The 12,474-nt window shown below is 71.2% G+C and carries 6 protein-coding genes; all 6 read left to right on the forward strand.

The window, feature by feature from the left end; all coding sequences use genetic code 11:
* Nucleotides 1–52 precede the first annotated feature (52 nt).
* The 6 genes from IOD14_RS15435 (at nucleotide 53) to IOD14_RS15460 (ending at nucleotide 12,362) form a co-directional block, all read left to right on the forward strand.
* A complete protein-coding gene (locus IOD14_RS15435) occupies nucleotides 53–3,397 on the forward strand; it encodes a putative baseplate assembly protein (protein ID WP_212670522.1) in 3,345 nt (1,114 codons plus the stop codon).
* Complete coding sequence (locus IOD14_RS15440; protein ID WP_212670523.1) at nucleotides 3,394–5,469, forward strand: hypothetical protein; 2,076 nt, start codon at nucleotides 3,394–3,396, stop codon at nucleotides 5,467–5,469. Before IOD14_RS15435 ends, IOD14_RS15440 begins: the two co-directional genes overlap by 4 nt.
* A 19-nt stretch (nucleotides 5,470–5,488) precedes the next feature.
* Nucleotides 5,489–6,784, forward strand: coding sequence for a DUF6519 domain-containing protein (locus IOD14_RS15445; RefSeq protein ID WP_212670524.1), 1,296 nt, complete (start codon nucleotides 5,489–5,491; stop codon nucleotides 6,782–6,784).
* 271 nt (nucleotides 6,785–7,055) lie between these two features.
* Nucleotides 7,056–7,514 carry a hypothetical protein gene (locus tag IOD14_RS15450; protein ID WP_212670525.1) on the forward strand — a complete coding sequence of 153 codons (459 nt, stop codon included), beginning with the start codon at nucleotides 7,056–7,058 and terminating at the stop codon, nucleotides 7,512–7,514.
* A gap of 199 nt (nucleotides 7,515–7,713) precedes the next feature.
* Nucleotides 7,714–9,534 carry a glycoside hydrolase family 15 protein gene (locus IOD14_RS15455; RefSeq protein ID WP_212670526.1) on the forward strand — a complete coding sequence of 607 codons (1,821 nt, stop codon included), beginning with the start codon at nucleotides 7,714–7,716 and terminating at the stop codon, nucleotides 9,532–9,534.
* A gap of 149 nt (nucleotides 9,535–9,683) precedes the next feature.
* Nucleotides 9,684–12,362, forward strand: a complete 2,679-nt coding sequence (locus IOD14_RS15460) for a LuxR C-terminal-related transcriptional regulator (RefSeq protein WP_212670527.1) — start codon at nucleotides 9,684–9,686, stop codon at nucleotides 12,360–12,362.
* Nucleotides 12,363–12,474: the final 112 nt, after the last annotated feature.

Here is a 12,474-nt window from a genome sequence, read left to right on the forward strand (position 1 = left end):
GGGACCCTGCGGCTGTGGATGCGACGCCGCTACGGCACTCACACCGCTCGACGTGGCCAACCCGCCGCAGCTCGACAGGCTCGCCTACCGCGCCGGTACGCACGCCCGTTTCCTGCAGACCATGCGGGCCCGCCTGCGTGAAACGCTGCCCGCCCTGCAGACCGACGATCCGGACGATCCGGCGATCGCGTTCCTCGACGCCTGGGCCGTCGTCGCCGATGTCCTGACCTTCTATGAGGAACGCATCGCCAACGAGGGGTATCTGCGGACCGCGACCGAGCGCCGGTCCCTGCAGGAACTGAGCCGACTGGTGGGCCACCGACCGCGCCCCGGCGTCGCCGCCAGTGTGTTCCTGGCGTTCACTCTGGAGGACGGCTATCGCGGCACGGTCCCGGCCGGCACCCGGGCACAGAGCGCGCCCGCCCCCGGCGAGCTCGCGCAGCCGTACGAGACCGGAGGCGACCTTGCGGCACGGGCGGAGTGGAATCTGCTGCGGCCCCGGCTCACCCGGCCCCAGGCACTGTCCGCTGTCTTGGCCCCGGCAGCCGACAAGGGCCCGCTCGGTCTGGACGGCACCGAGACCGGCCTTGAGCCGAACGATCCGCTGCTGCTGGACTCGGGCGGCACCGGGCAACAGCTCTTCCGGGTGCGCACCGTGACACCCGATTCCGCCGCCGACCGTACGGCGGTCGACGTCGAGCCCTGGACCGTACGGCGCGACGAGGACACCCGCCCTGCGGCCGAGCCCGGTGAATTCCTCGGACAGGCCCGACAGATCATCGGCGATGGCATCGACGCATGGGCTCGGCGGTCCCGGTTGAACCCTGCGGAGCAACGGATCGTCGAGCTGCTGCGAAGTGCACTCGACCGGCTCGACCGGCCCCTTGCCCTGTCGGACCTCCAAGTCCTCCTCGAACAGCGGGTGTTGCCTGTGCTGCGGACCGAGCGGCACCGGTCCGCGCTGGTGCGCCGGCGTTCCGAGCGGTTCGCGCCCGCACTCGAAGGGCTCGCCCGGCAACTGGCCGAGCGGGAGACCCGGGTTCCCGGATTCCGAGGGGTGGCGGAACTGGCCGACGCCCTGGCCAAACCCGCTTCCGTGCCGCCGGCCGATCCACGCAGGATGCCGCGCAACCCGGGCGACACCTTCGCCGCGACGGGTGATGCCCTGCCCCGCCTCCTGTCGGCGGTCCGCCCGGACCTCGGTGCGATCCTCTACGAGGCGTGGCACAACCTGCCCCGGACGGATCCGCCGGGCGAGCGGCTGTACGCCCTGCGGACCCGAGCCCGGCTGTTCGGGCACAACGCGCCGCCGCGAGCGGCGGAGAGGTTCACCGTCGCCTTTCCCCGGACCTCGGGCACGGAGGAGCTCCTCACTTACACGGTCACGATCGCCGGGCGCAGCCTGACGGTCGCTGCCAGGGCCAATGCCACGTCCACGACCCGGTTCGACGCCGCCTCGGAAACGGTCGAGACCACGTTGTCGGGGTTCGACCGGGAGTTCGCCCACCCCGTCGCCGTCATCGTCCTCAAGCAGCGCCGGGTGACGGTGACGGCCCATCTGCGTCCGACCGAGCCCCTGCGGGTGGAATGCGTCGGCAGCGACCCGACGACCGTCGTCCGCACTCTGACCGACGACGACCGGGTCGAGGCCGTCGCACCGCCCGCCGACCTCACGGTCAGCGGGGAGATCCAGGCGGAGTTCCCCCTACGGGAGCAGCCCCGGGTGATCACGCTCGACGCGTCGTACCCGCAGATCCTGCCGGGCAGCTGGATCGCACTGGAACGCACGGCCGGTCAGCGGCGGCCGGCGCTGCTGATCACCAAGGTGCTGACGGTCCGTGACGTCTCCCGGGCCGACTACGGAGTGACCGCGACGGGAACCCAACTCGTCCTCGCGCACGACTGGTTCGAGGAGGGCGACTCCTTCAGCACGGTGCGCGACGTGACCGTGCACGCCCAGAGCGAGCCGCTCACGCCGGCACCGGCGCCGCTCGACCCCGTCGCCGAGGCGATCTGTGGTGACCGCATCGAATTGGACGGGTTGTACGAGGGCCTGGAACCGGGCCGTCGGGTGATCGTCTCCGGTGAGCGCACCGACATCCCCGGAGTCACCGGCCTGCGCGCGGCCGAGCTCGCCATGGTCACCGGCGTCGAGCAGATCGCCGAGCACGAACTGCCCGGAGAGACCACCCACAGCGTGCTGCGACTCGCGAATCCGCTCGCGTACTGCTACCGGCTCGACACGGCTCGGATCCACGGCAACGTCGCCGACGCCTCACACGGTGAAACCCGTGCCGAGGTGCTCGGCAGCGGTGACGCGGGTCTTGCGGCGCAGCGGTTCGAGCTGCGGCAGACACCGCTCACGTACGTGTCCGCGCCGACGAACACCGGCACCGAGAGCACCCTGCGGGTCCGGGTGGACGACATCCTGTGGCACGAGACGCCGGCTCCCGCCGAGGCGGGCCCCCGCGACCACAGCTTCAGTACCGACACCGACGAAGACCGGCACACGAGCCTGCTGTTCGGCGACGGCCGCCGCGGCGCTCGCCTGCCCGGCGGAGTGGAGAACGTCACCGCCCGCTACCGCACCGGCATCGGTCGCTCCGGCAACGTCCCCGCCGGACGGATCAGCCTCCTGGCCACCCGTCCGCTGGGCGTGCGGGACGTCGTCAATCCGCTGCCTGCGACCGGGGGCGCCGACCGGGACGGCCGTGACCAGGTGCGGCGCGACGCTCCGCTCGGGGTCCGGGCGCTCGACCGGCTGGTCTCCGTGGCCGACCACGAGGACTTCGCCCGGACCTTCGCGGGCATCGGCAAGGCGGCCGCCGTACGGCTGTCGGACGGTCGCCGGGAGCTGGTCCATGTCACCGTCGCCGGTGTCGACGACATACCGATCGCCGAGACTTCGGACCTGCACGGGAATCTCGTCCAGGCACTGCACCGCTTCGGTGATCCGCACAGGGCGGTCCAGGTCGCCGTACGCGAACTCCTGTCCCTGATCGTCGGTGGGCAGATACGTGTGGCACCGGACCACCATTGGGAGTCGGTGGAACCCAAGGTCCGGGCCGCCCTGGTCAGCACTCTTGGCTTCGACCGTCGTGAACTCGGCCAGGACGTGCTGCTCAGCGAGGTGCTGACCGTGATCCAGGGCGTCGAGGGGGTCGACTACGCCGACATCGACATCTTCACGGCGGTCGACGAAGCCGCCCTCGTCGCCGCTCTGGCGCTCCCCGACGGACTCGCCGGACTCCTGACACTCGACCAGCGGGTGCGGGTGCTCCCCGCCCGGGTCGACCGCACCGTCGCCGACCCGGCGCGACGCATCCGTCCCGCACAACTCGCCGTCATCGACCCACGCGTGCCGGACACCCTCCTCCTGACGGAGCGAACGACATGACCGACGACCGCCTGTACGAACTGCTGCCTGCCGTGTACCGCCTTCGGGACTCGGAGCGGGGCGGGCCGCTGCGAGCCTTGCTGCGGGTCATCGGCGAGCAGGTCCAGGCGGTCGAGGAGGACATCGCGGGGCTGTACGAGAACTGGTTCATCGAGACCTGCCAGGACTGGGCGGTGCCGTACATCGGCGACCTGGTCGGCTTCCGCGCCTCGCAGTCGGCCGTCGGTCCGCGCACCCCGGCGCTCCTCTCCCCCCGTCGGGCGATCGCGCACGCCGTGCGAGACCGGCGGCGCAAGGGCACACTCGCGCTGCTCGAGTCCCTGGCCGCGGACCTGGCCGACCGGCCGGCCAGGGCAGTGGAGTTCTACCGGCTGCTGGGGGTCACCCAGCCGGTGCGTCTGCTCGGCACCAGCGAGGCAGTGCCGCGGATGTGGCTGCGCCGCGGCCGCACCACGGACTTGCGGCAGGGGGCCGCACTCGACCTGCTGGGGGGTCCGCACGACTCCTTCGCGCACACCGTCGACGTACGGCGGCCGACGTCGCACCGGACTCCGGGGCGTTACAACATCCCCAGCACCGGCCTGTTCGTAGGCCGCCTGAACGCCTATTCCGTCACCGGCACCCAGGCGCTGTGCCTGGAGGACGAGGATCCGCACCGCTACACCTTCAGCGTCCTCGGGAACGACACGCCGCTGTTCGGCGGTGAAGGTGTCCCCGCAGTGATCAGGCGTCGAGCCCTGGAACGCGACCCCGAGCGTCACTACGGTCCGGGCCGGAGCCTGGAGATCAGCACGGGCGACCCGCTCGTGCCGGTGCCCGCCCGCGACATCACGGCCGCCGATCTGTCCGGCTGGCGGTACCGCCCCCGCCCGGGAAAGGTCGCGGTGGATCCGCAGTTGGGCCGCATGGTCTTCGCCCACGACCTCCTCGCGGCCGCCGACTCGTCCGTGGTCGTCTCCTACCGGTACGGCTTCAGCGCGGACCTCGGCGGCGGCTCGTACGACCGCCCTCTGTCTCAGCGGGCCGACAGCGTCCTCCACCGGGTCAGCGGCGAGCGTGAGCTGCGCCGCCGGCTGGCACCCTGGCTGGACGGGGCCCCGCCGGAGCGCCAACCGGCCCACGCCGTCGTCGAGATCACCGACAGCCAGATCTACGACCTGCCCCGGCGGCTCACCCTCGGGGCGGGCCACAGTCTGCAGTTGAGGGCCGCCAACCGTGCGCGCCCGGTCCTCAGGATGCCCGACAGCAGGCCCGGCCCCGACGCGTTGCGCGTCCGAGGCCTTGAAGGCAGCAGCCTGACTCTCGACGGGCTCCTCGTCACCGGCAACGCCCTGCGCGTCGAGGGCGGTCTCAAAGACCTGACCATCCGGCACTGCACCCTGGTACCGGGCTGGGGCCTGCATCCGGACTGCGAACCCCGCCACCCGGCGAGGCCGAGCCTCATCCTGCTGGACACAGACGCCGCGGTGAGGATCGAGCACAGCATCACGGGAACCGTGGAGGTCTCCCACGATCCGGTCCGACGGGATCCCGAGCGGCTGCGGATCAGCGACAGCATCGTGGACGCCACCTCCTTCGGACGCGCCGCTCTCTGCGGACTCGGTGGGGGACCGGCCCACGCGGTGGCGACCTTCGAGCGCGTCACCGTCCTCGGCCACGTCCACACCCACGCGATCGAACTCGCCGAGGACAGCGTCTTCGCCGGCCGGATCACGGTGGAGCGTCGGCAGTGGGGCTGCGTCAGGTTCTGCTACGTCACACCCGGCTCGATCACCCCACGCCGCTTCGCATGCCAGCCCGACCTGGCCGCCCTCGACGCCGTCGGCGGAAGGCACCAGGAGTACGAACGAGTGCGGGTGCGACCCGCCTTCGACAGCACGCGCTACGGAACGCCGGAGTACTGCCGACTGTCCGCCGCCTGCCCGCAGGAGATCTCCGAGGGCGCCGAGGACACCGCCCAGATGGGCGCCTTCCACGACCTGTACGAGCCGCAACGGGCCGCGAGACTGCGAGCCGGGCTGGAGGAATACACACCGTTCGGCACCGATGTCGGCCTCATCGACGCCGACTAGGAGGGGGACGAAGGACACCATGGCAGGCGACTACTCCAACGTCACATTCGACCCGTTGAAGCATTTCAGCAGCGTCCTCATGCAGCAGGGCCGGGTACAGCTCGACGCCGACTGGAATGAGCAGTCGGCCATCCTCACCCACTTCCTGCGCTCCCTGGCCCGGGATCTCATCGGACCGCACGGCGGCCCGGGGGACGGGTTCGACATCGGCCACGTCCCGGCACACGGAAAGAACGGGAAGTGGGCGCCGCACGACGTCGCCATCAAACCCGGCCGCTACTACGTCCAGGGCATCCTGTGCGAGAACGACGGCGCACACCCCCTCCGTTACACCGCACAGCCCGATCACCCGGAACCCACGAGCCTCAAAGAAGGCACCTACCTCGTCTACCTGGACGTCTGGGAACGCGAGATCGTCGCCCTCCAGGACGACGACATCCGCGAGACCGCTCTCGGCGGCCCGGACACCGCGGCCCGCTCCAAGGTCGTCTGGCAGGTGAAGGCCCTGGAAGCCCCCGACGAAAAGGACTTCGACGCCGATGACTACCTGAGCACCAAACTGCCGCCCAGTGCCGCCCGGCTCCAGGCTCGGGCATTGCGGCACCAGCCCTCCGACGATCTGTGCGTGATCTCTCCCGACGCGCGCTACCGGGGGACCGAGAACCAGCTGTACCGGGTGGAGATCCACCGCGCGGACCCGCCCGGCCAGGTCACGTTCAAATGGTCGCGGGACAACGGCTCGGCGCTGCTCGCCGTCACCTCCGCCGGCGACCATGCGGTGACCGTGGAGAACCTGGGCCGTGACGACCGGCTCTCGCCGCACGTGGGCGACTGGGTGGAGATACTCGACGATGCCGACATCCTTGAGGGCCGCGCCGGACCGCTCGTACAGGTGCGGGACATCAGCCTCGTTGATCGGCTGGTGACCCTCGGCTCGAGCGTTCCGCCGGTCGATCCGGCTCGGCGCACCTTGCTTCGCCGCTGGGACCAGCACGAGGTCCGCGGCAGGAAGCTGGTCGACGGGGCGGTACCGGTGTCCGAGGACCACTGGCTCGGCCTTGAGGACGGCGTGCAGGTGCGGTTCGAACCCAAGGGCACCTATCACGTGGGCGACCACTGGCTCGTTCCGGCCCGGACCGCCACCGGCGACGTGATCTGGCCCGGGCCGCCGGACCGCCCCGACTGGCAGCCGCCCCGCGGAGTGCGACACCATCACGCCCCACTACGGTTGCTCACTCTCGACGCGTTCGGACAGGTCACTCTGGGGAAGAACTATCGGCGGACGATCAATACGATCACCTCGGCGGCCCCGTGAATCAGGCCGGCTCCTGCGCGTCCGCCGAAGGCCCCATTCGTGTTTTCGGCGCAGGTATCGGGAGTTCCCCGGTAGTCGATCGCGCTGTTCGGGGATTGCCTGGATGTGTTCTCCGTCCACGCAGCGGAGGACTCCGAAGCCTCGACTGCCGGGGAGCTCAAAGGCATGAACGCGTCGTCGACCTCACCTTCCGGCCTGCTGACCGGGTTCCGGTATTCCGCGGCGGAGGCCATGCGCTGGGCCGAGGCTGTTGAACTACTTCGGCCTTGGTGTGGGGGACTCTCTGCCGTCTCCGTACCCCGCGATCACCGGGGCCGATCTGAGCCGGCACCTGGCGAGGACCGAGACCGTCGAGTCGAGTTCAGAGGTCCTGGAGGTGGCCTCCGGCACCAGGAGTCTGAGTCGCGGGGAGGTGCGGGTCAGCCATGTGCTGGGCGCTTTGCTGATGGGCCGTCCACAGCAGACCAACCACTGGATGGTCCAGGCGTTCGGTGCGTGCGGATCGAGCACGCGGGCCGTGCGCGACATGTATCTGGAGTGGCTGCACGACGACAAGAGCCGACAGGGCATGGACGCGGACGGCCTGACCGAATGGCTGAAGAACCTCCTGCCCCGGGGGCCGGTCTCGGTGGCGGACTACGCCTCTGACCGCATCGACGAGCAGAACGACCCCGTGGGCATTCGGGCCGAAGCGGACGCGTTCGCCTGTCTCGTCACCTCCGCGACCTGAATCCCCCTTTGGCGATAGGGCTGTTCGGCGACTGGGGGAGCGATAAGAGTTTCCAGAGTCTGCGGGGGCCTTTTGCGTGCGCCCGAAGCATCACCCGCGACGGGGGATGCTCCACCCCCCTCGATGCGAGCACCCTGTCGCGGTGTGAGCCCGGGGCAAGGGGGACGCCCGGGGGGTGCGGCCATAAGGAGAACCGCTCATGCGACGCTATGCCCCGATCGAGGATCACGGTCTGGTCGGAGACCTCCAGACGGCGGCACTGGTCTCGTCCGAGGGGACGGTCGACTGGTTCTGCGCGCCGAGGTTCGACTCTCCCAGCCTGTTCGCCGCCCTCCTCGATCACGAGAAGGGCGGCCACTTCTCCGTCCGTGCCGAGACCCGACGACCTCCGGTCCAGCTGTACCTCCAGGACACCGCGGTGCTCGTGACCCGCTTCCTCGCGGAGTCCGGAGTGGGCGAGGTGATCGACTTCATGCCGGTGGAGCGTCCCGAGCGCCCGGCGGAGCGGCACCGGCTGGTCAGGATCCTGCGGGTGACCCGGGGGCGCATGCGCTTCTCGTTGGAGTGCCGGCCACGCCTCGACTACGGACGCGGCGCACATCAGGTGGACGTGCGCGGGGAAACGGTCCGCTTCGACGGCGCGGGCGCACAGGTCGTGCTGCAGGGCGTCGGACCCCTGCGGTGGGATCGGGAGGGCGACGACGTCCGGGGTGAACTGACCCTGTCACAAGGCGAGTTCGCCGCGATCGTCCTGACCGCGGGGAAACCGCAGGACGAGCCCCCGGCCCCGGTGACCCAGGCCGACGTCACGGCGCTGTTCGAGTCGACCCGCGACTTCTGGCACGCCTGGGTGCGCCGCGGCCGGTACCGCGGGCGCTGGCAGGACATGGTGAACCGGGCCGCCATCACCCTCAAACTGCTCACCTACGCGCCCACCGGAGCACCCGTCGCCGCGGCCACCATGGGCCTGCCCGAGCAGATCGGCGGCGGGCGCAACTGGGACTACCGCTACACCTGGGTGCGTGACGGCTCCCTGTCGGTCGGTGCCCTGCTGGGCCTCGGCCATGTCGAGGAGGCCCAGGCGTTCCGCCGCTGGCTGGGCGACCGGCTGCGGTCGAGCCGCACCGTCAGCGGCGAGCCCCTCCAGATCATGTACCGCGTGGACGGCGACCCGGAACTGACCGAAGAGGTGCTCGACCACTTCGAGGGCTACCGCGGATCGGCGCCGGTACGTGTCGGCAACGGAGCCGCCGACCAGCTCCAGCTCGACATCTACGGCGAGGCGGCCCTCGCGTTGGCGCAGGTCGCGGAAGAGGCCGAGGAGATCCCGCCGTACGAGGGCTGGCAGGCCCTGTCCGGCGTGCTGGACTGGCTGGTGAAGGCATGGGACCGGCCCGACGAGGGGATCTGGGAGACCCGGGGCGGCCAGAAGGACTTCACCTACAGCCGGCTGATGTGCTGGGCGGCCTTCGACCGGGGCGCCCGCATGGCCCGGCGGTTCGCCCGGCCCGCCGACGTCGCCCGGTGGGACACGGCCCGGGACGACATCCTGCGCCAGGTGATGGAACGGGGCTGGAACACCGGGCGCCGCGCCTTCGTCCAGCAGTACGAGGAGACCACCCTGGACGCCTCGCTGCTGCTGATGCCCAGCGTCGGCTTCATCTCGCCGACGGACCCGCGCTGGCTGTCCACCCTGGACGCCATGGAGGACGAGCTCGTGTCGGACAGCCTCGTCCACCGCTACGACCCGGCGGCCTCCCCGGACGGGCTGCGCGGCAGCGAGGGCACCTTCTCCCTGTGCAGCTTCCTGTACGTCGAGGCGCTCGCACGCTCGGGCAGGCTCGGGCAGGCCCGGTACGCCTTCGACAAGATGCTGACGTACGCGAACCACGCGGGTCTCTTCGCGGAGGAGATCGGCCCGACGGGAGAACAGCTCGGCAACTTCCCGCAGGCCTTCACCCACCTGGCCCTGATCACCGCCGCCCTCGCCCTCGACCATCAGATGGACGCGGCCGGCTGAGCCGGCCGGACGCGGGAGTAGGTCCACTGGTCCCTTCGTAGGGCTGTCCGGCCCCCAGAAGGGACCAGTGGGCCCTGCGTTGCCAGGTGAGCGAGCAGGAACAATGAGACGCTGAGCGAAGGGGAGCGCTGGCCATGACCTGACAACGCGTGGTGGTGAGCACCGTGGCTACAGGTGACAGGAACAGCGCGGTTCCGCCCGGAAGCCGTGCCGATCCACTCGGGGACCCGTACTTGAGTACGCGATTCGCCGTGCCGTCGAGGCCGGCCACGTTCCTTGCCCGCCCACGCCTGACCCGGCATCTCGACCAGGCTCTGCGGACACCGCTGACCATGGTCAACGGTTCGGCCGGCGCCGGGAAGACCCTGCTGGTCGCCGACTGGACCGCGGGCCTGGACCGGCAGGTCACCTGGCTCACCGTCGAGACCGGGGAACAGAAGCCCGGCATGTTCTGGGCGTACTTCCTCCAGGCCCTCAGAGCCTCCGGCACTCCGCTGTCGGAACAGGTTCACTGCCCGGCGGACCCGAACCGGGTGGGCCACAAGGTGCTCTCGGAGATCGCCGAGGACCTGGTCGGGCGCGACCCGGCCCTGCTGGTCGTGCTCGACGAGTTCGACCGGGTGAGCGGGTCCGAGGTGGCCGAGCAGCTGGAATTCGTGCTCCAGCACGCCGGCTCCGGACTCCGGCTGGTCCTCGTCACCCGCAACGAGCCGGTCTTCTCCCTGCACCGCTACCGGGCGGCCGGAGCCCTGACGGAGATCCGTGACGCCGAGCTCGCCCTCACACCCGAGGAGGCGGCGGCCCTCCTGGAGCTGCACGGACTCAGCCTGCCCGCCGGCGCCGTGCGCGCCCTGGTGGAGCGCACCCGCGGCTGGGCCGCCGGTCTGCGGCTGTGTGCCCTGGCCGCACAGGAGAGCCCGGACCCGGAGACCTACCTCAAGGAGTTCGAGGCGGACCACAGCGCGGTCGCCGACTTCCTGCTGGCCGAGGTCCTCAGACGCCAGCCGCGGGAGACGCAGGACCTCCTGCTGCGCGTCAGCGTCCTCGACCGGTTCTGCCCCGATCTGGTCAACGGTCTGACCCACCGCACCGACACCGAACGCATCCTGGCCGAGCTGCACCGCGACAATGCCTTCGTCGAGCAGCTGGGACAGGGCTGGTACCGCCTGCACCCGCTGTTCGGGGAGATACTCCAGACCCACCTGCGGGTGCGCAACCCCGGCCTCGAACCCGACCTGCACCGGTCGGCGGCCCAGTGGCTGCAGCGCCGCGGCACCCTCCCGGAGGCACTCGCCCACGGGGCCGCCGCCGCCGACTGGGACTTCACCGCCGGTGCTCTCGTCGACGACCTGGCGATCGGACAGTTCTTCACCGGTCTGCGGTCCGACGACCTGAACGAGCTGTTCTCCCGCATGGGCCCCGAGGCCACGGGCCCCGCGACCGAGCTCGTCCGGGCGGCCCGCGACCTCGCGCAGAGCGACCTCGACCGGGGCATGGCCCATCTCCACCACGCCGAGGCGGGCCTGGCCGGCGAGGAGGGTGATCCGGCGGCGGCCCAGCTGAGCTGCGCGCTCCTCGAGGCGGTGGCCGCCAGACTGACCGGTTCGCCCGCACGGGCCGAACAGGCGGCGGAGACCGCCGAGGAGGTGCGGACGGAGGTCTCCGCGCACCTCCTGGACAAGCACCCCGAACTGCCGGCCCTTCTGCTGACGCATCTGGGCTCCACACGTCTGTGGGCCGGACGCTACGAGGACGCGCGGGCCGCTCTGACCGAGGCTGCCGACTGCCCCGGCGGGGCCCTGACGGTGCTGCCCCGAGAGGAGTCGATGGGCCACCTGGCGTTGATCGACTACCTGAACGGATGGCCCGGCAGGGCCGAGCACAAGGCCCTGGCGGCGGTGTCCGAGACAGAGCGGTTCAGCCTCCCGCAACCGTCCGGATCCGGTATCGAGCGGCTGGTCCTGGCCGCCGTCGCCGTCGACCGCAACGAACTGGACCGGGCCCAGGCCCTGCTCGACGAGGCCGACGAGCTCGCCTTCGAGACCCAGGACCCGGTGAAGGCCGCCGGGCGGGCCATCGCCACGGCCCGGCTCCAGCTGGCACGGGGCAACGCGCGAGCGGCCATGGAGTCGGCGACCCCGGCCCTCACCACCGCCGTCGCCTCACCGTGGGCGGACAGCCTGGAGCGGGTGGTCGCCTCCGCCGTCCATCTCGCCGAGGGGCGGTACGAGACGGCTGCCGATCTCCTCGGGCACCTGCCCGACGACCGGCCGGCGTGGCTGGTGGAGGCCGCACGCATCCAGCTCGCGGCGGGCAGGACGGGCACCGCGCTCGACCTCCTGGACAGCGTGCCCGCAGAGAGCCGGCCAGGGCCCGCGGTGACCGTACGGGCTGCCCTGGTGAGAGCCCGGGCCGCCCACGCGGCGGGGGACGCCGAAACCGCCCGCAGGTTCGTCGAGCAGGCCCTTCTCGGCGCCCGGCGGGAACGGCTGCGGCGACCCTTCCTCGAGGCCGGACGATGGATCAAGCCGTTCCTGGCCGCGCCGCCCCTGCGGGCGCTGGCCGCCGGATGGCTCCTGCCCGACCCCGGGGCCGGCCGACCGGCCGCCGGCCCACCCCCCGCGCCGATCGTCGTGCAGGAGCTGAGCGAGCGCGAGCGCGACGTCCTGCAACGGCTCGCCCGGATGATGTCGACCCAGGAGATCGCCGCGGACCTGTACCTGTCGGTGAACACGGTGAAGACCCACCTCAAGAGCCTGTACCGGAAGCTGGCCGTCAACCGCCGCAGCGAGGCGGTGCGCCGCGCACGGGACCTGGGCCTGATGTGAGGGCACGGCAGGTCGCCCGCGACGGGTGAGGCACCCGGCACTCCCTTCCGCTGCCATGGGAGAAGCGGCCGCCTCCATCGCCGCCGCGAACCGACCTGGCGAGGTGGTCACC

Origin of the sequence: Streptomyces sp. A2-16 (assembly GCF_018128905.1) — a bacterium.
Classification (GTDB): Bacteria; Actinomycetota; Actinomycetes; order Streptomycetales; family Streptomycetaceae; genus Streptomyces.